20 protein-coding genes are annotated in these 20,053 nt (G+C 55.3%); 11 read left to right on the top strand and 9 right to left on the bottom strand.

Annotated features, from left to right (window positions below; genetic code table 11):
* Positions 1 to 170: 170 nt before the first annotated feature.
* A complete protein-coding gene (gene pdhR, locus NWV12_RS03535; protein ID WP_008501960.1) occupies positions 171 to 935 on the bottom strand; it encodes a pyruvate dehydrogenase complex transcriptional repressor PdhR in 765 nt (254 codons plus the stop codon).
* 263 nt (positions 936 to 1,198) lie between these two features.
* On the opposite strand from pdhR, the gene NWV12_RS03530 reads away from it, so the two are divergent.
* The 4 genes from NWV12_RS03530 (at position 1,199) to NWV12_RS03515 (ending at position 5,366) form a co-directional block, all read left to right on the top strand.
* On the top strand, positions 1,199 to 1,426 hold the full coding sequence (locus NWV12_RS03530; RefSeq protein ID WP_080277755.1) for a hypothetical protein: 228 nt from the start codon (positions 1,199 to 1,201) through the stop codon (positions 1,424 to 1,426).
* 46 nt (positions 1,427 to 1,472) lie between these two features.
* A complete protein-coding gene (gene aroP, locus NWV12_RS03525) occupies positions 1,473 to 2,843 on the top strand; it encodes an aromatic amino acid transporter AroP (protein WP_029739677.1) in 1,371 nt (456 codons plus the stop codon).
* A 164-nt stretch (positions 2,844 to 3,007) separates the two neighbouring features.
* Positions 3,008 to 4,405, top strand: a complete 1,398-nt coding sequence (locus tag NWV12_RS03520; protein ID WP_048979001.1) for a glycoside-pentoside-hexuronide (GPH):cation symporter — start codon at positions 3,008 to 3,010, stop codon at positions 4,403 to 4,405.
* Positions 4,406 to 4,415: 10 nt separating this feature from the next.
* Positions 4,416 to 5,366 (top strand): family 43 glycosylhydrolase, encoded by a 951-nt coding sequence (locus NWV12_RS03515; protein WP_048979002.1) that lies wholly within the window; start codon positions 4,416 to 4,418, stop codon positions 5,364 to 5,366.
* An 18-nt stretch (positions 5,367 to 5,384) separates the two neighbouring features.
* Here the strand turns inward: NWV12_RS03515 and ampE are convergent, their stop codons facing one another.
* Both ampE and ampD read right to left on the bottom strand, forming a co-directional pair.
* Entirely contained in the window at positions 5,385 to 6,239 is an 855-nt protein-coding gene (gene ampE, locus NWV12_RS03510; protein WP_033144645.1) for a beta-lactamase regulator AmpE, read from the bottom strand.
* Between the two features lie 9 nt (positions 6,240 to 6,248).
* Positions 6,249 to 6,800, bottom strand: a complete 552-nt coding sequence (gene ampD / locus NWV12_RS03505) for a 1,6-anhydro-N-acetylmuramyl-L-alanine amidase AmpD (RefSeq protein ID WP_048979003.1) — start codon at positions 6,798 to 6,800, stop codon at positions 6,249 to 6,251.
* Positions 6,801 to 6,887: 87 nt separating this feature from the next.
* Between ampD and nadC the strand changes: the two genes are divergently transcribed.
* The 4 genes from nadC to hofC all read left to right on the top strand — a co-directional run bounded on the left by nadC (position 6,888) and on the right by hofC (position 10,960).
* Positions 6,888 to 7,781: a carboxylating nicotinate-nucleotide diphosphorylase gene (nadC, locus tag NWV12_RS03500; RefSeq protein WP_048979004.1), complete on the top strand. Its 894-nt coding sequence runs from the start codon at positions 6,888 to 6,890 to the stop codon at positions 7,779 to 7,781.
* 174 nt (positions 7,782 to 7,955) lie between these two features.
* Positions 7,956 to 8,393 carry a prepilin peptidase-dependent pilin gene (gene ppdD, locus NWV12_RS03495; protein ID WP_048979005.1) on the top strand — a complete coding sequence of 146 codons (438 nt, stop codon included), beginning with the start codon at positions 7,956 to 7,958 and terminating at the stop codon, positions 8,391 to 8,393.
* Between the two features lie 10 nt (positions 8,394 to 8,403).
* On the top strand, positions 8,404 to 9,786 hold the full coding sequence (gspE, locus tag NWV12_RS03490; RefSeq protein WP_048979006.1) for a type II secretion system protein GspE: 1,383 nt from the start codon (positions 8,404 to 8,406) through the stop codon (positions 9,784 to 9,786).
* Positions 9,776 to 10,960 (top strand): protein transport protein HofC, encoded by a 1,185-nt coding sequence (gene hofC / locus NWV12_RS03485; RefSeq protein ID WP_101744433.1) that lies wholly within the window; start codon positions 9,776 to 9,778, stop codon positions 10,958 to 10,960. Before gspE ends, hofC begins: the two co-directional genes overlap by 11 nt.
* A 43-nt stretch (positions 10,961 to 11,003) precedes the next feature.
* On the opposite strand, the gene NWV12_RS03480 is transcribed toward hofC, so the two are convergent.
* Positions 11,004 to 12,047: a GMP reductase gene (locus NWV12_RS03480; protein WP_033144634.1), complete on the bottom strand. Its 1,044-nt coding sequence runs from the start codon at positions 12,045 to 12,047 to the stop codon at positions 11,004 to 11,006.
* Positions 12,048 to 12,275: 228 nt separating this feature from the next.
* Between NWV12_RS03480 and coaE the strand changes: the two genes are divergently transcribed.
* From coaE to yacG, 3 genes are read left to right on the top strand one after another with little or no spacing between them, the layout of a single operon-like run.
* Complete coding sequence (gene coaE / locus NWV12_RS03475; protein ID WP_039260810.1) at positions 12,276 to 12,896, top strand: dephospho-CoA kinase; 621 nt, start codon at positions 12,276 to 12,278, stop codon at positions 12,894 to 12,896.
* Complete coding sequence (gene zapD / locus NWV12_RS03470; protein ID WP_023310405.1) at positions 12,896 to 13,639, top strand: cell division protein ZapD; 744 nt, start codon at positions 12,896 to 12,898, stop codon at positions 13,637 to 13,639. The genes coaE and zapD overlap by 1 nt, the downstream gene beginning before the upstream one ends.
* Positions 13,640 to 13,648: 9 nt before the next feature.
* A complete protein-coding gene (gene yacG, locus NWV12_RS03465) occupies positions 13,649 to 13,843 on the top strand; it encodes a DNA gyrase inhibitor YacG (protein WP_023310404.1) in 195 nt (64 codons plus the stop codon).
* Between the two features lie 34 nt (positions 13,844 to 13,877).
* Here yacG and mutT read toward each other — a convergent pair whose 3' ends face one another.
* The 5 genes from mutT to ftsZ all read right to left on the bottom strand — a co-directional run bounded on the left by mutT (position 13,878) and on the right by ftsZ (position 20,045).
* On the bottom strand, positions 13,878 to 14,270 hold the full coding sequence (gene mutT / locus NWV12_RS03460) for an 8-oxo-dGTP diphosphatase MutT (RefSeq protein WP_023310403.1): 393 nt from the start codon (positions 14,268 to 14,270) through the stop codon (positions 13,878 to 13,880).
* A gap of 57 nt (positions 14,271 to 14,327) precedes the next feature.
* Positions 14,328 to 17,033, bottom strand: coding sequence for a preprotein translocase subunit SecA (secA, locus tag NWV12_RS03455; protein WP_023310402.1), 2,706 nt, complete (start codon positions 17,031 to 17,033; stop codon positions 14,328 to 14,330).
* 58 nt (positions 17,034 to 17,091) lie between these two features.
* Positions 17,092 to 17,595 carry a secA translation cis-regulator SecM gene (gene secM / locus NWV12_RS03450; RefSeq protein WP_048979050.1) on the bottom strand — a complete coding sequence of 168 codons (504 nt, stop codon included), beginning with the start codon at positions 17,593 to 17,595 and terminating at the stop codon, positions 17,092 to 17,094.
* 279 nt (positions 17,596 to 17,874) lie between these two features.
* A complete protein-coding gene (gene lpxC / locus NWV12_RS03445) occupies positions 17,875 to 18,792 on the bottom strand; it encodes a UDP-3-O-acyl-N-acetylglucosamine deacetylase (protein ID WP_008501977.1) in 918 nt (305 codons plus the stop codon).
* A 101-nt stretch (positions 18,793 to 18,893) separates the two neighbouring features.
* Positions 18,894 to 20,045 (bottom strand): cell division protein FtsZ, encoded by a 1,152-nt coding sequence (ftsZ, locus tag NWV12_RS03440; RefSeq protein WP_008501978.1) that lies wholly within the window; start codon positions 20,043 to 20,045, stop codon positions 18,894 to 18,896.
* Between the last annotated feature and the right edge of the window lie 8 nt (positions 20,046 to 20,053).

Below are 20,053 nucleotides of genomic sequence, written 5' to 3'. Positions count from 1 at the left end.
TCGGGTTATCTCTTTGTTGGCTGCGCTTTCTCACCCCGGTCACATAGTTCGCTATGCTCCCGGGGATTCGCGCGCTTGCCGCCGCGATATAACCCGAACTATTTGAACAACCAAAAGCACAATAAGACAGGTTCTGCGTTTAGTTGCCGCGCTCTAAAAGTACCTGGCGCTTAATCCTTTCGTTGCTGTATGCGGCGTAATGAACGTTCGCGACGCGATTGTTCACGGCTGCGGTCCAGCAAGATTTCCTCAATGAAAGCCAGATGTCGGTGCGACGCTTCGCGCGCCTGCTCCGGTTCCCCGGCCATTATCGCCTCGAATACTCGGGTGCGATGGTTGCTTACCAGTGGGAGCATGTCCCGACGGGCATACAACAATTCAAAATTCTGACGAACGTTCTGGGCCAGCATCGGCTCCATGCAGCGTAGCAGATGGAGGAGCACCACGTTGTGGGCCGCTTCGGTGACGGCGATTTGATACTGGACGACGGCGCTGGACTCGGCGTCTAGATCGCCGGACTGCTGTGCCCGTTCAATGGCCTGATGCAGTTCGCGGATACGCACGCGATCTTCATCAGTGCTGCGAAGGGCGGCGTAATAGGCCGCAATACCTTCAAGCGCGTGACGGGTCTCAAGCAGGTCAAACTGGGATTCTGGGTGGTCAGAGAGAAGTTCTACCAGCGGATCGCTGAAGCTCTGCCACAGGCTGTTTTGCACAAAGGTTCCGCCGCCCTGGCGACGAAGCAGCAAGCCCTTTGCTTCGAGACGTTGAATCGCCTCACGCAGAGAGGGACGTGAAACGTCGAACTGTTTTGCCAGCTCGCGTTCTGGCGGAAGTTTCTCACCCGGGCGCAGAGTCCCTTCGAGGATTAAAAACTCCAGCTGCTGCTCAATCACATCAGATAGTTTTGGTTGGCGAATTTTGCTGTAGGCCATATTCCCTGTCTTACGCCTTTTTGCCCGGAGTCAATTGGTCTTACCAATTTCTATTTCGTATCGCTAAAGTAACAAAGTATTCACCTTCTGTCCATATTGGTTTTGATTGAAATCAGTAAACCCTGCACATTTTAACAACCTTACAGAAATAACGTTTCAGAAATGTAACTTTGCACAAATGAATTGATTACTCCTTAAGAGGGAGTTTTAACCATAATGAAACGAGGGTTTTTGCAATCTGAAGCGATTCAACAAGGCAAATAATGAAAATTCGCCCACTTACGGAGCATTTCTATTCTATAGGTTGGGTTAGGAAGAATGAGCGGGCCGATTTACAAATGCTTTCTTTTTATTCAAGTCGTCATCACCCCTTCATAAAGCAGGTGCATTCGCTGGCGCTTACCACTATTCTTGCGCTTACGGAAGTCATGTCCGCTTTTTTCGGTCTCGTTAACCGTAAAGAAATAAATACAGAATATGGATTTTCATAATTACACACGCACAGCGTGAACATAACAACCACACACGAGGTTTCAAATGGAAGCTCAACAGCACGGCGATCAGCTAAAGCGCGGGCTTAAAAACCGCCATATACAGCTCATCGCACTGGGCGGTGCGATTGGTACTGGCCTGTTTCTGGGCAGCGCATCCGTTATCCAGTCAGCCGGTCCCGGCATTATTTTGGGTTACGCGATTGCCGGCTTTATTGCCTTTCTGATTATGCGCCAGCTGGGTGAAATGGTCGTTGAAGAGCCGGTCGCAGGCTCCTTCAGCCACTTTGCCTATAAATACTGGGGCAGCTTTGCCGGTTTCGCCTCGGGCTGGAACTACTGGGTGCTGTACGTTCTGGTTGCCATGGCCGAGCTTACCGCCGTCGGGAAATACATTCAGTTCTGGTATCCCGAGATCCCAACCTGGGCCTCCGCAGCGGCTTTCTTCGTCATTATTAACGCCATTAACCTGACCAACGTAAAAGTGTTCGGTGAGATGGAGTTCTGGTTCGCTATCATCAAGGTCATTGCCGTTGTGGCGATGATCATCTTCGGCGGCTGGCTGCTGTTCAGCGGCAACGGCGGCCCGCAGGCAACCGTGCGCAACCTCTGGGAACAGGGCGGCTTCCTGCCTCACGGCATGACGGGCCTGGTGATGATGATGGCCATCATCATGTTCTCCTTCGGCGGACTCGAGCTGGTGGGCATCACCGCCGCTGAAGCCGACAACCCGGAGCAGAGCATTCCAAAAGCCACTAACCAGGTTATCTACCGCATTCTGATCTTCTATGTGGGCTCGCTGGCCGTGCTGCTCTCCCTGCTGCCGTGGACGCGCGTGACCGCCGACACCAGCCCGTTTGTGCTGATCTTCCACGAGCTGGGCGATACCTTTGTAGCAAACGCACTCAACGTGGTTGTTCTGACAGCAGCGCTCTCCGTTTACAACAGCTGCGTATACTGCAACAGCCGCATGCTGTTCGGCCTGGCCCAGCAGGGCAACGCGCCTAAAGCGCTGCTCAACGTCGATAAACGCGGCGTGCCGGTAAACACAATTCTGGTTTCGGCGGTTGTGACCGCGCTGTGCGTGCTCATTAACTATATGGCACCGGAATCGGCGTTTGGCCTGCTGATGGCACTGGTGGTCTCTGCCCTGGTCATCAACTGGGCGATGATCAGCCTGGCGCACATGAAGTTCCGCCGCGCCAAGCAGCAGCAGGGCGTCACCACCCGCTTCCCTGCGCTGCTCTATCCGCTGGGCAACTGGGTGTGCCTGGTGTTCATGGCGGCCGTGCTGGTGATCATGCTGATCACCCCGGGTATGGCGATTTCCGTCTACCTGATCCCGGTCTGGATTGCGATCCTTGGCGTGGGCTATCTCTTCAGCCAGAAAAGCCGTAATGCCATGAAAGCACACTAAGCCTCTCTCCGCGGCGCCTGCTTTTGCGGGTGCCGCGCGTTGTTACCTCCCTCACACTTTCACGCCCACAGCGCATTTATCCATATCACCGCCCTGATACTGCAACGCATATATTCCTTTGCCAGCAAATAATTCTCTCCATACCGTAAACCGGAGAGCTGTCGATGGATAACAACACACTGTCAGTAAAAGAAAAGATCGGCTATGGGATGGGAGACGCGGGATGCAACATCATCTTCGGCGCCATCATGCTGTTTGTTAACTATTTTTATACGGATATTTTTGGCCTCACCCCTGCGCTGGTTGGCGTGCTGCTGCTTTCCGTGCGCGTGATTGACGCCGTAACGGACCCGATCATGGGCGCGATTGCTGACCGTACCCGCAGCAAATATGGTCGGTTTCGTCCATGGCTGCTGTGGATCGCTTTCCCCTACGCGCTGTTCAGCATTCTGATGTTCACCACGCCGGAGTGGAGCTATAACAGCAAAGTTATCTATGCGTTTGTCACCTACTTCCTGCTCTCTTTAACCTATACGGCCATCAACATTCCCTACTGCTCGCTGGGCGGGGTGATCACCAACGATCCAAAGGAGCGCGTGGCCTGCCAGTCGTATCGCTTCGTGCTGGTCGGCATCGCCACGCTGCTGCTCTCATTAACGCTGCTGCCGATGGCCGACTGGTTTGGCGGGGATAACAAAGCCAAAGGCTATCAAATGGCGATGACCGTTCTGGCGCTGATTGGAACCTGCATGTTCCTGTTCTGCTTCGCCACCGTGCGCGAGCGCGTGCGCCCGGCGGTACAGACCAACGACGAGCTGAAAAACGATCTGAAAGACGTGTGGAAGAACGACCAGTGGGTACGCATTCTGCTCCTGACCCTGTGCAACGTCTGCCCGGGCTTTATCCGCATGGCGGCCACCATGTATTACGTCACCTGGGTGATGGGCCAGAGCACCCATTTCGCCACGCTGTTTATCAGCCTGGGCGTGGTCGGCATGATGCTCGGCAGCGTGCTGGCAAAAGTGCTGACCGACCGCTGGTGTAAGCTCAAGGTCTTCTTCTGGACCAATATCGTTCTGGCGATTTTCTCAACCGCCTTTTATTTCTTCGACCCGAAAGCCACCGCCACCATCGTGGTGCTCTACTTCCTGCTGAACATCCTGCACCAGATCCCGTCTCCGCTGCACTGGTCGCTGATGGCCGACGTGGACGACTACGGCGAGTGGAAGACCGGTAAGCGCATCACCGGGATCAGCTTCTCCGGCAACATCTTCTTCCTGAAGCTGGGGCTGGCGATTGCCGGGGCAATGGTCGGCTTCCTGCTCTCCTGGTACGGCTATGACGCGGGCGCAAAAGCGCAGAGCGCGGACGCCATTAATGGGATCGTGCTGCTCTTTACCGTCATTCCCGGCATTGGATACTTAGTTACCGCTGGCGTAGTGCGCCTGCTGAAAGTGGACCGCGAAACCATGAAGCAGATCCAGTCCGATCTGGAAAAGCGTCGCAATAACTACCGCGAGCTGAATGATTATCAGGAACTCAAAGCCGCAGAGACAAAATAAGGAAAGCCGAATGCAAACCTGGCCAAACCCATTTATTGAACAACGCGCCGATCCGTACATTTTACGCCACGAGGGGCAGTACTATTTTATCGCCTCCGTGCCGGAGTACGACAGGCTGGCGATCCGCCGCGCAGAGTCTCTGGAAGGCTTACGTAATGCCGAAGAAGTGGTGGTCTGGCGCAAACCCAACACCGGCCCGATGAGCCAGCTGATCTGGGCGCCGGAACTGCACCACATCGACGGGAAGTGGTACATCTATTTTGCTGCAACGCACACCCAGGCGCTCGACGCGCTCGGAATGTTCCAGCACCGTATGTTCGCCATTGAATGTGCCGACGGCGATCCGCTCACCGGCACGTGGGTGGAGAAAGGGCAAATCAAAACGCCTTTCGATACCTTCGCTCTGGACGCCACCACCTTTGTTCATCAGGGGAAACGCTGGTATCTGTGGGCGCAAAAAGCGCCGGACATCACCGGTAACTCCAATCTTTATCTGTGTGAAATGGAGACCCCGTGGACGCTGAAAGGCGAGCCGGTGATGCTCAGCAAGCCGGAGTATGACTGGGAGCGTCGCGGATTTTGGGTTAACGAAGGCCCGGCGGTACTGGTTCACGGCGATAAGCTGTTTATCAGCTATTCCGCCAGCGCTACCGACGAGAACTACTGCATGGGTCTACTGTGGATAGACCTGAATGCCGATCCGCAAAACCCGGCAAACTGGCACAAATCCCCCCATCCGGTGTTCGTTACCAGCTACGAAAATCGTCAGTACGGCCCGGGCCACAACAGTTTTACGCAAACGCCGGAAGGGGAAGATGTGCTGGTGTATCACGCGCGGAATTACACCGAAATTGAGGGCGACCCGCTGTACGATCCGAATCGCCATACCCGACTGAAGCTTGTCCGCTGGAATGAAAGCGGGATGCCTGATTTCGGCATCCCGCCCGCGGATACGCTTTAGCCTTTGCGGCGCGCTGGCCTACACCAGCGTGCCGTAGATAGTCAGCAGCGCCACGATAACCACCACCACAAACGACGTTTTCTTCGCCATGGAGACAGCGGCTTTCGGCGTTTCAATCTTGTCGGTATGCGGCTCACGCGCCAGCGAGAACTGCGCCAGACGCGTTAGCACCTGGTACTGCGACGTATGGCGATCGGCAAGAGAAGCGAACCATGCTGGCAGCGCTTTTTCACCGTGACCAATTAACGCGTACACCACGCCGACCAGACGCACCGGGAGCCAGTCGATCACGTGCAGGATGGCGTCAATACCGGACTGCAGGCGTTCATGCGGCGTCAGATAACGGGCAAGCCAGGTCTGCCAGGCGCGCAGGAACGCATATCCCATCAGCAGTACCGGCCCCAGCGGACCACCCACTACAAACCAGAACAGCGGCGCAAGGTAGTAACGGAAGTTAATCCACAGCAGCGCGTTTTGCAGCTCGCGCAGGAATTCGCGCTCGTCGCAGTCCGGCGGCACGCCGTGGATCATCGTCAGCTCGCTCGCCATGGCACCGCGCGCATGGGCATCGTCACGGGAGGCGGCTTTCAGGTATGCGTGATAGTGTAAACGCACCTTGCCTGCGCCAATGCACAGCACGCCGAGCAGGATCCACACCACCAGCAGCGGCACGTTGAAAAAGAGTCCGTACAGCGAACGCAGGAGCAGGAACGTAATGACCATCACCCCTGCCATCATCAGCAGCGTGCGCAGCATGGAAAAATGTTTGATACGGCGGAATAATACCTCCAACCGGTGATCCAGATGCCAGTGCTCGCCGAGCTTAAACAGGCGTTCAGCGATGATAACCAGCAGCATGGTAAACAACGTCATGGTATCTCCTTATTCTGACGACGCGGTGAGCGTGGCGCGAAACCGGGGCCAGTCAAAGGCCTGGCCGGGATCGGTTTTTCTCTCCGGGGCTATATCACTGTGTCCCGTGATATTTTCGGCGATAGCCGGGTAGAGTCCGATAAGCGTGCGGGTCACAGCCGCTAGCTGTTGATACTGTGAATCGGTGTAGGGCGTCGTATCTGTGCCTTCCAGTTCGATTCCGATAGAAAAATCGTTGCACCGTTCGCGCCCGTGATACATCGACACGCCGGCATGCCAGGCGCGCTTATCAAAGGGAACATACTGAACCACTTCACCATCGCGACGAATCAGGCAGTGAGCCGATACGCGCAGATGTGCAATTTCAGCAAAGAAGGGATGAGCATCGGGATCAATCGTTCCCGTGAATAACGCATCGATCCACGGGCCGCCAAATTCACCCGGCGGGAGACTAATATTATGAACCACCAGCAGTGTGGGCTTTTCATCCTCCGGGCGGCAATCGTGGTGCGGCGAGGGCACGTGCCGCGCATCCACCAGCCATCCGTTTTCTAACAACATGCTGGAACTCCTTCTGTATGGTGCAATGACTCGGTTCAGAGTAGCATGTTTCAATATTATGATTCGTTACCAATTTGGAGTTTTATCATGCCGCCTCGCCGCTACAACCCCGACCACCGACGTGAAGCGCTTCTGGAACGTATTAATATGGATATTCCGGCAAGCGTCTCCCATGCTTTGAAAGAAGATCTGGGCGGTGACGTTAACGCTGATAAGGATATTACCGCACAATTGTTGCCAAAAGAGACGCGCTCGCACGCGGTCATTATCACCCGTGAAGAGGGCGTTTTTTGCGGCAAGCGTTGGGTTGAAGAGGTCTTTACCCAGCTGGCGGGTGATGATGTGCAGATTATCTGGCACGTTGAAGACGGCGAGGCAATTACGGCAAACCAGCCGCTGTTCGAACTGAACGGTCCTTCCCGCGTCTTGCTGACCGGCGAACGTACCGCGCTCAATTTTGTACAAACGCTCTCTGGCGTGGCCAGCGAAGTGCGTCGCTACGTTGACCTGCTGGCCGGTACCCGCACCCAGCTGCTGGATACCCGCAAAACGCTGCCGGGCCTGCGCACCGCGCTGAAGTATGCGGTGCTCTGCGGCGGCGGCGCAAACCATCGCCTGGGCTTATCCGACGCCTTCCTGATTAAAGAGAACCACATTATTGCCTCTGGCTCCGTGCGTCAGGCGGTGGAGAAAGCCTTCTGGCTGCACCCGGATGTGCCTGTCGAGGTAGAAGTCGAAAGTCTGGAAGAGCTGGAGCAGGCGATTAAGGCCGGGGCCGATATCATCATGCTCGATAACTTCGAAACAGAGCAGATGCGCGAGGCGGTAAAACTGACTAACGGCCGGGCCCAGCTTGAAGTGTCCGGGAACGTCACTTTCGAAACGATCCGTGAATTCGCCGAAACCGGCGTGGATTACATCTCCGTCGGCGCGTTGACCAAACACGTTCGCGCCCTCGACCTCTCAATGCGCTTCAAATAACGCATTCTCCCCTCTCCACCCGGAGAGGGGAATTTCAGCCCCGCTCCCAGATCCGCTGTTCTTCCCTGCAACACTGAATAAATTCTCTGAAGCCTCCTTCCCGTTCCCTTTTTTGCCTCTCGTTTCTGCTCTTTCTCGCTGACAAAGTAGCGCCACTTTGCATAAGGAGCAGATATGGACAGACAACAAGGCTTCACACTCATTGAGCTGATGGTGGTCATTGGCATCATTGCGATTCTGAGCGCCATCGGCGTTCCCGCCTATCAGAACTACCTGCGCAAGGCGGCGCTGACCGATATGCTGCAAACTTTCGTTCCCTACCGCACGGCCATTGAGCTTTGCGCGCTGGATCACGGTGGCGTGGAGAGCTGCGACGCTGGCAGTAACGGTATCCCTTCCCCCACCACGACACGCTACGTTTCAGGAATGAGCGTGGCGAAAGGGACCGTGACCTTAACAGGACAGGAGAGTCTTAACGGGCTGACGGTAACCATGACGCCACGGTGGAGCTACGGCAACGGTATGACGGGCTGGACGCGCGACTGCAACATCAGTGCTGACAGCGCCCTGAAACAGGCCTGCGAAGACGTTTTCCGCTTCGACAATAACTGAGGAGCGGATAATGAATACCGATCAACTCGTGGCGCTTTGTCAGCGCCATCACGCACTGTTGCTCACCAGCGACAGTGACATGGTCAGCATCGCCGTCGTGGGCAGCCCCGCGGCTGAACTCATGGAGGCGCTGCGCTTCGCGACCCAGAAACGGATTGATATTGAGTGCTGGAGCGCTGAGCGCATGGAAAAACACCGGCAGCTAACGTCACAATCGCATCTGCCCGTCGTTTCGCAAACACACTCGACGGTGGATATCCTCAACCACACGCTGCAGCAGGCAATCAACCAGCGCGCCTCCGACATTCATATCGAACCGATGGAGCATGCATGCCAGATTCGTTTACGCATCGACGGGGTTCTTTGCCCCCAGCCTCCGCTTTCCGCCTCGCTGGCCAGCCTGTTCAGCGCACGTTTAAAGGTGCTGGGTAATCTTGATATTGCAGAACGTCGTTTACCTCAGGACGGTCAGTTTACGATTGAGCTGGCAAACGAGCCGGTCTCGTTTCGGATCGCGACGCTTCCCTGCAGCGGTGGTGAGAAAATTGTGCTGCGTCTCCTGCATCAGGTTCAACAGGCTCTTGAGCCGAAAGTGCTTGGCATGAGCGCAGAACAACTGGCCTGTTTCAATGAGGTTCTCCACCAGCCGCAGGGGCTCATTCTGGTCACCGGCCCCACCGGCAGCGGCAAAACCGTGACGCTGTACAGCGCGCTGCAGGCGCGTAATACCCCTGACGTCAACATCTGTAGCGTGGAGGATCCGATTGAGATCCCCCTTGCGGGATTAAACCAGACGCAGATTAATCCCCGGGCGGGTTTAACATTCCAGAGCGTGCTGAGGGCGCTGCTGCGTCAGGATCCAGACATCATTATGGTCGGCGAAATCCGTGACGGTGAAACGGCAGAAATTGCCATTAATGCCGCCCAGACCGGTCATCTGGTGCTGTCAACGCTGCACACCAACTCGACGACGGAAACCCTGATTCGCCTGGAGCAGATGGGCGTCGCGCGCTGGATGATATCTTCCGCGCTTTCGATGGTGATTGCCCAGAGGCTGGTCCGGCGTTTGTGCCCGCACTGTCGCCGGGAAGCCAGCGAGCATGCTGAATTACCACGCGCCGTATGGTCAAGACCGCTTCCACGCTGGCAGCCCACCGGCTGCGATCGCTGTTATCACGGTTTTTATGGCCGCGTGGCCATTTTTGAAGTACTGGCGATCGACAATACCCTGCGCCAGGCCATTGCCAGCGGGGCGGGAATCGAAGTGATAGAGGCGAGTGCCCGGCAGGCGGGAATGATTTCTCTTTTTGAGCACGGCTGCATGGCCGTCGAAAAAGGGCTGACCACGATCGAAGAGCTGGTGCGCGTGCTGGGAATGCCGGATGGCTGCTAATCAGCTCTGGCGCTGGCGAGCACTCACCAAAGAAGGTGAGCCCCGAAGCGGGACACTCTGGGCCACAGACCGCAATGCCGCCTTCACCAGGCTGATGCGTAGCGATCTCCATCCTCTGGCGCTGACCCGATGCGCTCAGCGGCACCGCTGGCGGCCGCATCACTGCTACGAGATGTTTCGCCAGCTCGCGACGCTTCTGCAGGCGGGGCTGACGTTGTCCCACAGCCTGCAGATGCTGGCAGAGCAACATCCGTTAAAACCGTGGCAGGCGCTGCTGCAAAGCATTGCCGATGAGCTCAGTGAGGGTTCCCCCTTTTCTGAGTCGCTAAAAAAGTGGCCAGCGGTGTTTAGCCCACTGCATGTCTCTATGGTCAAAACCGGTGAGCTCACAGGGAAACTGGAGGAGTGCTGCCGCCAGCTCGCGCAGCAGCAAAAAGCGCAGCAGCAGCTCAGAGAGAAGGTGAAAAAGGCCCTGCGCTATCCGGCGATCGTCCTGACGCTGGCCGTGCTCGTGGTGCTGGCGATGGTCATTCTGGTCTTGCCCGAATTTGCCGCGATCTACAAAACGTTTAACACGCCGCTCCCGATGCTGACACAAATGGCCATGGGGATGGCCGCATTTATCCAGTCCTATGCCCTCGCGTTGTTCGCAGCGTTATTAGCGCCCTTAGCCGCCGCCTGGGCTCTGAGGCAGAACCCTCGCTGGCAGCGCATGCTGATCCATACGCCCGTGATGGGCGCGCTGGCAAAAGGCCAAAAACTGGGACACATCTTTACCGTGCTGTCACTCACGCAGCAGGCAGGTATCCCCTTTTTACAGGGACTGGAGAGCGCAGAGGAGACCGTTGAAAGTTGTTACTGGCGGGGGATACTCCACAGCGTTCGGGAGGACATTGAAAAAGGTCTCCCCGTCTGGTCATCCTTTCAGAAAGCGGCCATCTTTACCCCGCTGTGTATTCAGCTTTTACGAACCGGCGAAATGTCAGGTGCACTGGACATCATGCTGGCAAATCTCGCCCGGCACCACACGGAACAGACCTTTCAGCGGGCAGATAATCTGGCGGCACTTCTCGAGCCAGTGCTTCTGATTGTGACAGGGGTCATCATTGGCACGCTGGTGGTGGCAATGTACCTACCGATTTTCCATCTGGGAGATGCGATGAGCGCGGGTTAGGGCTGAACAGTGCTGGCGCACGGGCATGCGCCAGCAGAAGCCATTACAGGCTATTGAATACGCGGTTTTCCTGTTCCTGAACGCGAATAAACGTCGTACGTTTCGTCAGCTCTTTCAGGCGGGATGCCCCAACGTAGGTGCAGGCCGAGCGCAGGCCGCCGAGGATATCGCGCGCGGTGTATTCAACCGGGCCGCGCAGAGGCAGCTTCACGGTTTTACCTTCTGCCGCACGGTATTTTGCCACGCCACCGACGTGACGGGTCATCGCGGATTCCGAGCTCATGCCGTAGAACAGCATGAATTTCTCGCCATTTTCTTCCACAACGGTACCACCGCTCTCTTCGTGGCCTGCCAGCATACCGCCGAGCATTACGAAGTCTGCGCCGCCGCCGAAGGCTTTCGCAACATCACCCGGCATGGTGCAGCCGCCATCGCTGATGATCTGGCCGCCCAGACCGTGCGCCGCGTCGGCGCATTCAATGACTGCAGAGAGCTGCGGATAACCGACGCCGGTTTTGACGCGGGTCGTGCACACGGAACCCGGGCCAATACCCACTTTCACGATATCTGCACCGGAAAGGATCAGCTCTTCACACATTTCACCGGTCACCACGTTACCCGCGATGATGGTTTTCGTCGGCCAGGCTTCACGCGCCTTGCTGACGAACTGCACGAAGTGCTCGGAGTAACCGTTCGCCACGTCAATACAAACGAAGTTGAGCGCCGGGTTAGCGTTCAGGATCTGTTTGGTCTTCTCGAAATCCGCATCGGAAGTCCCGGTAGAAACCATCACATGCTTGACCACGTCAGCAGGCGCGGACGCAACAAACGCATTCCACTCTTCAGGGCTGTAATGTTTGTGCACGGCGGTGAGAATGTCGAACTGTGCCAGGGCGGTTGCCATCTCAAAGGTTCCCACAGTATCCATGTTGGCAGCGATGATCGGCACGCCAGACCAGGTCTGACCGGAATGCTTAAAGGTGAATTGACGTTCGAGTTCAACGTCTGAGCGACTTTTCAGTGTAGAGCGTTTAGGGCGGATAAGAACGTCTTTGAAACCTAACTTCAGATCTTCTTCGATACGCATGTGCGGATTCCTGGGGTTAGAGGCAAATATGTTAAAAGCACAACTCCAGTGACGTTATCATACGCACTAATACCTGCTCCGCAAGACTGCGAAATTCTCTTTTTTTACGCTACAATCCTATAAATTTACCTGGTAAAAAGCAGGTAAATAGGGCCAAACAGTTGCCGGCGCACCTAAGCGTTTTAATTAATTGATTTTAATAATGAATAATTCCCAGGATTTGAATTAATGGGGTATATCGTCGCATTAACCGGCGGCATCGGTAGTGGCAAAAGTACCGTTGCGGACGCGTTCTCTCGTTTGGGTATCACGATTATTGATGCCGATATCATTGCCCGCCAGGTGGTAGAGCCCAATACACCCGCGCTAAAGGCCATCGCAGAACATTTTGGTCAGGCAGTCATCAGTGCCGATGGCACACTGAATCGCCGTCAGCTTCGCGAATGTATTTTTTCTGATTCTGCGGAAAAAGACTGGCTTAATGCCCTGCTCCACCCCATCATCCACCAGGAAACTCAACGTCAGATAGCCGCAGCCCGCTCGCCCTATGTCCTGTGGGTGGTTCCGCTACTGGTTGAAAATCAGCTGCAGAAGAAAGCCGATCGTGTGCTGGTGATTGATGTCGCACCCGAAACGCAAATCCAGAGAACCATGACGCGCGATCGCGTCTCGCGGGAGCATGCTGAACAAATTCTTGCCGCTCAGGCTACGCGCGCTCAGCGCCTTGCCGTGGCGGATGATGTTATTGATAATAACGGCGCACCAGATGCCATTGCATCGGATGTTGCCCGTCTGCACGCGCAGTATCTGACGTTCGCCGCGCAGGCCGTTGCACAGGAAAAACCATAATGTCGACACACATCCTTTTTGAGCATCCGCTCAACGAAAAAATGCGCACCTGGCTGCGCATCGAATTCCTTATTCAACAACTTTCACAACATCTGCCTGTTAACGATCATGCCACCGCGCTGCACTTCTTCCGCAACGTAGGCGATCTGCTGGATGTGATTGAACGCGGCGATGTCCGCACAGAATTACTCAAAGAGCTGGAGCGCCAGCAGCGTAAATTGCAGGCATGGACGGAGGTCCCCGGCGTAGATCAGAGCCGTATCGATGCGCTCCGCCAGCAGTTGAAAAGCAGCAGTGCCGTCCTGATGGCCGCGCCGCGCGTCGGGCAGTTTTTGCGTGAAGACCGCCTGATTGGCCTGGTGCGCCAGCGTCTGAGCATCCCTGGCGGCTGCTGTAGCTTCGACCTGCCGACGCTGCATATGTGGCTACATATGCCACAGGCGCAGCGTGACGCACAGGTGAACAGCTGGCTGGCAAGCCTGGAGCCAATGCACCAGACGCTGTCGTTGATCCTCGATCTGATCCGTAACTCTGCGCCGTTCCGCAAGCAAACCAGCCTGAATGGTTTCTTCCAGGATAACGGTGATGATGCCGATCTTCTGCGTCTCAATCTGTCTCTCGGCGAACAGCTTTACCCACAGATTTCCGGGCATAAGAGCCGCTTTGCGATTCGCTTTATGCCGCTGGACAGTGAAAATGGCACCGTGCCGGAACGTCTCGATTTTGAACTGGCCTGTTGTTAAGGAGTGCCGATGTCTGATGTCACCACCGTAAGCTGCCCAACCTGTGGCAAAACCGTTGTCTGGGGCGAAGTCAGTCCGTTCCGCCCATTCTGCTGCAAGCGCTGCCAGCTCATTGACCTGGGCGAATGGGCGGCGGAAGAGAAACGCATACCTAGCGAAGGCGATCTCTCGGACAGCGATGACTGGAGTGAAACCCAGCAGTAATCTGTAAAGCCTGCTGGCGCTTCGCTCAGCAGGCCTACGGTTGTGCGACTAACCGCAGGATCACGGGCTCATTAGCTGGCGGGAATTTTTCGGCATCACTTGCCTGAAGTTCCACCCAGTTACCCGGCTGTCCCTCTTTTCCCCAGGGTTCTCCCTCCCAGTTTTCCACCAGCCAGAACCACAGCGTAATGTGCCTGTCCGGAAACTGGTACTCAAGCTTATCAAACAGCGTTGCGCCAAGCGGGGTGATCCCCACCTCTTCCTGAAGCTCCCGAACCAGCGCCTCTTCCGGCGTTTCACCTGACTCGATTTTACCGCCTGGAAACTCCCACTTGTTTGCCATATGGGCGTCGGCAGCGCGCTGGGTGATGAAGATTTGGTTTTGCGGGTTGCGAATAATCCCGACGGCAATTTGCAGTATTTTCATATTGTCACTTCCATAAAAAAGGCGCAGATATCTGCGCCTTTTTGTTTTTTTATGAACTTAGCTCAGGCGGCCGTGGCACGCCTTGTACTTTTTACCGGAACCACACGGGCAAGGATCGTTACGACCCACTTTACGATCGCCGGTCTGCGCGGCGATCGCCGCTGCGGCTTCGCTGTCGTCGGTCTGATGACTCAGCTGTTGCATCTGTGCCAGACGCTCGGCTTCTTCACGACGCTGCTGCTCCATCGCTTCCACTTCTTCCGGCATACGCACCTGAACCTTGCTCAGGGTGCTGATCACTTCATACTTCAGTGATTCCAGCATCGAGGCAAACATGGAGAAGGATTCACGCTTGTATTCCTGCTTCGGATCTTTCTGCGCATAGCCACGCAGGTGAATACCCTGACGCAGGTAGTCCATCGCCGCCAGGTGCTCTTTCCACAGGGAGTCGAGCGTCTGCAGCATTACGCCTTTTTCGAAATGACGCATCATTTCAGCGCCAACAACCTCTTCCTTACGCTTGTAGACGTCCAGCGCGGTTTCAAAGATACGTTCGCGCAGGGTCTCTTCGTGCAGCTCAGGCTCTTTATCCAGCCACTCTTTGATTGGCAGATCGAGGTCAAAGTCATTTTTCAGACGTTCCTGCAGGCCTTCGATATCCCACATCTCTTCCAGAGACTGCGGTGGAATATGCGCGTCGATGGTGGCTTTAAACACATCTTCACGAATGCTGTTGATGGTTTCGCTCACGTCGGACACGTCCAGCAGTTCGTTACGCTGAGTATAGATTGCACGACGCTGATCGTTAGCCACATCATCATATTCCAGCAGCTGCTTACGAATATCAAAGTTGCGGCTTTCCACTTTACGCTGTGCGTTAGCGATCGCTTTAGTCACCCAAGGGTGCTCGATGGCTTCGCCAGGTTTCATCCCCAGCTTACGCATCATGCCGGACACGCGGTCGGAGGCGAAAATACGCATCAGCGCATCTTCCATAGACAGGTAGAAGCGGGATGAACCGGCATCACCCTGACGACCCGCACGGCCACGCAGCTGGTTATCGATACGACGAGACTCGTGACGCTCTGTACCGATGATGTGCAGACCGCCGGAAGCCAGGACGGCGTCATGACGAACCTGCCAGTCAGCTTTGATCTGCGCAATCTGTTCTGGCGTTGGGTTTTCCAGCTCCGCCACTTCAGCCTGCCAGCTACCGCCCAGCATAATATCGGTACCACGACCCGCCATGTTGGTGGCGATGGTTACGGCAGCCGGATAACCCGCCTGCGCAACAATGTCCGCTTCTTTGGCGTGGAATTTGGCGTTCAGAACGTTGTGTTTGATACCCGCTTTAGTCAGCTCGTGAGAAACCACTTCAGATTTCTCGATTGAGATGGTCCCCACCAGAACCGGCTGGCCGTTGGCAGTGCGGTCGCGAATATCTTCGATGATCGCCTGAATTTTTTCCGCTTCGGTCATGTACACCAGGTCCGGCATATCCTTACGGATCATTGGACGGTTGGTTGGAACGACCACGGTATCCAGCTTGTAGATGGAGCTGAATTCAAACGCTTCGGTATCAGCAGTACCGGTCATCCCCGCCAGCTTCTCGTACAGACGGAAGTAGTTCTGGAAGGTGATAGACGCCAGCGTCTGGTTTTCATTCTGAATATCCACACCTTCTTTGGCTTCCACAGCCTGATGCAGACCGTCAGACCAGCGACGTCCCTGCATGGTACGGCCGGTGTGTTCATCGACAATGATCACTTCGCCGTCTTTAACGATGTAATCGACGTCGCGGGTGAACAGCGCGTGGGCGCGCAGTGCAGCGGTCACGTGGTGCATCAGCATAATGTTGCTCGGAGAGTACAGGGACTCGCCCTCCTCCATGATGCCTTCAGCTACCAGCAGCTCTTCAATTTTCACCAGACCACGTTCGGTCAGGTTCACCTGGCGCGCTTTTTCATCTACGGAGAAGTGACCTTCACCCTGGAAGGTATCCGAGTCCTCTTTCTCCTGACGCAGCAGGTGTGGAATGATTTTGTCGACTTTACGGTACATCTCTGAGCTGTCTTCAGCCGGGCCGGAGATGATCAGCGGAGTACGCGCTTCATCGATCAGAATGGAGTCAACCTCATCCACCAGCGCATAGTGCAGCTTACGCTGTACGCGCTCTTCCGGGCTGAACGCCATGTTGTCACGCAGGTAGTCGAAGCCGTATTCGTTGTTGGTGCCGTAGGTGATGTCCGCGTTATACGCTTCGCGCTTGGCTGGCGCAGGCAGGCCGGACATGTTGATGCCGACGGTCATACCGAGGAATTCGAACAGTGGACGGTTGTTTTCGGCGTCACGCTGCGCCAGATAGTCGTTGACGGTAACCACGTGAACGCCTTTACCGGTCAGCGCGTTCAGGTAAGCCGGCAGCGTTGCGGTCAGGGTTTTACCTTCACCGGTACGCATTTCCGCGATGCAGCGCTCGTTGAGCACCATACCACCCAGCAGCTGAACGTCGAAGTGACGCATGCCGAATACGCGCTTACTCGCTTCGCGCACGACAGCAAACGCTTCCGGGATCAGACTTTCTAAGGTTTCACCTTTTTCCAGACGCGCACGGAATTCCGCCGTTTTCGCTTTCAGCTCGTCATCAGAGAGCTTCTCCATCGCCGGTTCCATACCGTTGATGACGGCAACAGCTTTGCGCATACGGCGCAGGGTACGATCGTTACGACTACCAAAAACTTTAGTTAACAATTTGATTAGCATAATAAATTCTCAAACGCCCCATTGTGGGCAGATAAATTAAGGTATTGAAAAAGTTAATTTAGCTGAGGCGTTGCGGCCCGGCGCGAATGCCGTGAGCCTGGCTAATCCAGGTTGAAACAGAGAATGAAGCTGGTGAAACAAACGCACGCTGCGTTGTCTGAAGAACCATGACCGGCGGCTGGCTGTCCTGCGTGAGCAGCGCGTTGAGCGTGTCCAGCAGGGCAAGATGCTGAGCCTGCACCGGCAGCGCCTCTTCCGCAACAGGCATGGCCTGCGGTGCCATCGCAAAGGACAGATGGCGGATAACGGTGCGGATAGCGTGCTGGTGCCAGTAATCGACGGTGAAGTTTGGGCGGCGACTGGCTTCAAGCCACGCGAGGTTAGTGAAGTTAACCCGCGTGCTGAGATCGTGTTTAGTGGTGGAGGTTTTTGCGGGCGTCGCCGCTTCGGCACTGTTGCTGAGCGCAGGCAAGCCGAAACTCGCCGCGACCATCCCTAATAAGAGATGCGGCCAGAAGTAACGTCTGCCCAATTGTCGCCAGCGCGTCAGTATTCCGCTCACCTGCTCCACCCAATAAGCCAGCCTTGCAGAGGCTGAGTTCAGTTATTCATTTTAGCGCCCAGATAGTACCACTAAAGCCAATATACATCAGCAGGAATGAGGTGCCGCCGCGGAGAAAAACGGTCAAGAATGCAGCTAACGCACATATTTTCTGAGTAAGGCAAACGAGAGATACCGCAGGGGTAAACGAAGAAGGGTAAAAATAAAAACGACTGGTCTTCCTGGTCGGAGAGAGTACCAGGTTAACCAGTCGATTTTTTTACGAAACGGTTTGAACCGTTACGCCAGAACCATGCTTGGTGCTTTGAAAGCCAGCGGCAGTTCAGCTTCGTCTTCGAAGGTCACATATTCCCAGGCTTCCTGTTTTGCCAGGACGGCCTGCAACAGTTTGTTGTTCAGCGCATGACCGGATTTGAACGCGGTAAATGCACCAATGATGTTGTGACCACACATGAACAGGTCGCCGATAGCATCCAGCATTTTGTGACGAACGAATTCATCTTCGAAACGCAGGCCGTCTTCGTTCAGTACGCGATAATCGTCAACAACGATGGCACAATCGAAGCTGCCGCCCAGGCACAGGCCGCGGGACTGCAGATATTCGATATCACGCATGAAGCCAAATGTACGGGCTCGGCTGATCTGGCGCATAAACGCATCGGCAGAGAAGTTCATCGCATAGCGCTGGGTGCTGGAGTCAATCGCCGGATGGTTAAAGTCGATGGTAAAGTCCAACGAGAAACCATTGTACGGTTTGAATTCAGCCCACTTGTCGCCATCTTCGACGCGAACGGTCTCTTTGATGCGTACAAATTTCTTCGCGCAGTTCAGTTCTTCGATGCCGGCATCCAGCAACAGATAGACGAACGGTGCAGCACTGCCATCCATAATCGGGATTTCTGGCGCATCGACTTCAACAATAATGTTGTCGATACCCAGACCCGCCAGGGCGGCGTTCAGGTGCTCTACGGTAGAAATCCGCACGTCATGCTCGTTCACCAGACAAGTACAGAGCATAGTATCACGCACAGATTTGGCATCGGCCGGAAAATCTACCGGTGGATTCAAGTCGGTGCGACGATAGATGACCCCGGTATTGGCCGGCGCAGGGCGTAACGTCAGCGTGACTTTCTTGCCGGTATGTAAACCGACACCAGTCGCCTGAACGATACGTTTAAGTGTCCTTTGTTTGATCATCGTATAATCTCGCCAAATTAACTATCCAACCGAGAGTGTATATCACTAACGGTGGGCCAGTTTAGCACAAAGAGCGCAAATCCCCTAATTCCAGCCAATTCTTAGTCAGCTTGCTTACGCAGGAACGCCGGGATATCCAGATAATCTGGCTCTTTCGCCGTTTGCGGCGTTGGGTCGTTCACCACTTTCGCGGCCGGTTTCTGCTCCTGAGTCAGAGGAGACATACCGTGCTGCTGGTAACGATCCATTACCGGTTGCTGAGTCTGCTTGTTGGTCACTAAGGTGATCTCAGGACGCTTGTCCATACCGATACCGGTCGCAACAACGGTAACACGCAGCTCGTCGTTCATTTCAGGGTCAAGGGAAGTACCGATTACCACGGTCGCGTTGTCAGAGGCGAACGCACGGATAGTGTTACCCACGGTTTCGAACTCATCCAGACGCAGGTCAAAGCCAGCGGTAATGTTGACCAGCACGCCGCGCGCACCAGACAGATCGATATCTTCCAGCAGTGGAGAAGAGATAGCCATTTCAGCCGCTTCTTCAGCACGGTCTTCACCGCTCGCCACGCCAGAGCCCATCATCGCGTAGCCCATTTCGGACATCACGGTGCGAACGTCTGCAAAGTCAACGTTCATCAGGCCAGGACGGGTAATCAGTTCAGCGATACCCTGAACCGCGCCTTTCAGCACGTCGTTTGCTGCACCGAATGCGTCCAGCAGGGAAATACCGCGACCCAGAACTTTCAACAGCTTGTCGTTCGGGATGGTGATCAGCGAGTCCACATGCTTGGACAGCTCGGTGATACCCTGCTCCGCGAAGGCCATACGCTTCTTGCCTTCAAAATTGAAAGGCTTGGTCACGACAGCAACGGTCAGGATACCTAAATCTTTTGCCACTTCAGCCACAACAGGTGCTGCGCCGGTACCGGTACCGCCACCCATACCTGCTGCGATGAAGACCATGTCCGCACCTTCCAGTGCAGCGCGCAGCGCTTCACGATCTTCTTCAGCCGCATTACGGCCGACTTCCGGGTTAGCCCCTGCTCCCAGCCCTTTGGTGATACCACCGCCGATCTGGATAGTCTGGCCAACAGCCGTCTTACGCAGTGCCTGCGCATCGGTGTTAACTGCGAAGAATTCAACACCTTCAATGCGTTCACGCACCATATGCTCTACGGCGTTACCGCCGCCGCCACCGACGCCGATGACTTTAATCACCGCGTCGTTGGTCAGTTCCATAGGTTCAAACATAATTTCTC

It is taken from the genome of Enterobacter sp. Crenshaw, from assembly GCF_024734705.1.
Lineage (GTDB): Bacteria > Pseudomonadota > Gammaproteobacteria > Enterobacterales > Enterobacteriaceae > Enterobacter > Enterobacter asburiae_B.
Note: the sequence above shows the minus strand (reverse complement) of the source record. Positions and strands in the feature narration are given on the sequence as shown.

Coding starts and splice junctions, on each gene's coding strand:
- zapD (WP_023310405.1), top strand. CDS start 12,896: ATGTCGACACACATCCTTTTTGAGCATCCGCTCAACGAAAAAATGCGC.
- ampE (WP_033144645.1), bottom strand. CDS start 6,239: ATGACGTTGTTTACCATGCTGCTGGTTATCATCGCTGAACGCCTGTTT.
- ppdD (WP_048979005.1), top strand. CDS start 7,956: ATGGACAGACAACAAGGCTTCACACTCATTGAGCTGATGGTGGTCATT.
- gspE (WP_048979006.1), top strand. CDS start 8,404: ATGAATACCGATCAACTCGTGGCGCTTTGTCAGCGCCATCACGCACTG.
- NWV12_RS03530 (WP_080277755.1), top strand. CDS start 1,199: ATGAAAATTCGCCCACTTACGGAGCATTTCTATTCTATAGGTTGGGTT.
- mutT (WP_023310403.1), bottom strand. CDS start 14,270: ATGAAAATACTGCAAATTGCCGTCGGGATTATTCGCAACCCGCAAAAC.
- nadC (WP_048979004.1), top strand. CDS start 6,888: ATGCCGCCTCGCCGCTACAACCCCGACCACCGACGTGAAGCGCTTCTG.
- secA (WP_023310402.1), bottom strand. CDS start 17,033: ATGCTAATCAAATTGTTAACTAAAGTTTTTGGTAGTCGTAACGATCGT.
- hofC (WP_101744433.1), top strand. CDS start 9,776: ATGGCTGCTAATCAGCTCTGGCGCTGGCGAGCACTCACCAAAGAAGGT.
- NWV12_RS03520 (WP_048979001.1), top strand. CDS start 3,008: ATGGATAACAACACACTGTCAGTAAAAGAAAAGATCGGCTATGGGATG.
- lpxC (WP_008501977.1), bottom strand. CDS start 18,792: ATGATCAAACAAAGGACACTTAAACGTATCGTTCAGGCGACTGGTGTC.
- NWV12_RS03515 (WP_048979002.1), top strand. CDS start 4,416: ATGCAAACCTGGCCAAACCCATTTATTGAACAACGCGCCGATCCGTAC.
- NWV12_RS03480 (WP_033144634.1), bottom strand. CDS start 12,047: ATGCGTATCGAAGAAGATCTGAAGTTAGGTTTCAAAGACGTTCTTATC.
- ampD (WP_048979003.1), bottom strand. CDS start 6,800: ATGTTGTTAGAAAACGGATGGCTGGTGGATGCGCGGCACGTGCCCTCG.
- yacG (WP_023310404.1), top strand. CDS start 13,649: ATGTCTGATGTCACCACCGTAAGCTGCCCAACCTGTGGCAAAACCGTT.
- ftsZ (WP_008501978.1), bottom strand. CDS start 20,045: ATGTTTGAACCTATGGAACTGACCAACGACGCGGTGATTAAAGTCATC.
- pdhR (WP_008501960.1), bottom strand. CDS start 935: ATGGCCTACAGCAAAATTCGCCAACCAAAACTATCTGATGTGATTGAG.
- aroP (WP_029739677.1), top strand. CDS start 1,473: ATGGAAGCTCAACAGCACGGCGATCAGCTAAAGCGCGGGCTTAAAAAC.
- coaE (WP_039260810.1), top strand. CDS start 12,276: ATGGGGTATATCGTCGCATTAACCGGCGGCATCGGTAGTGGCAAAAGT.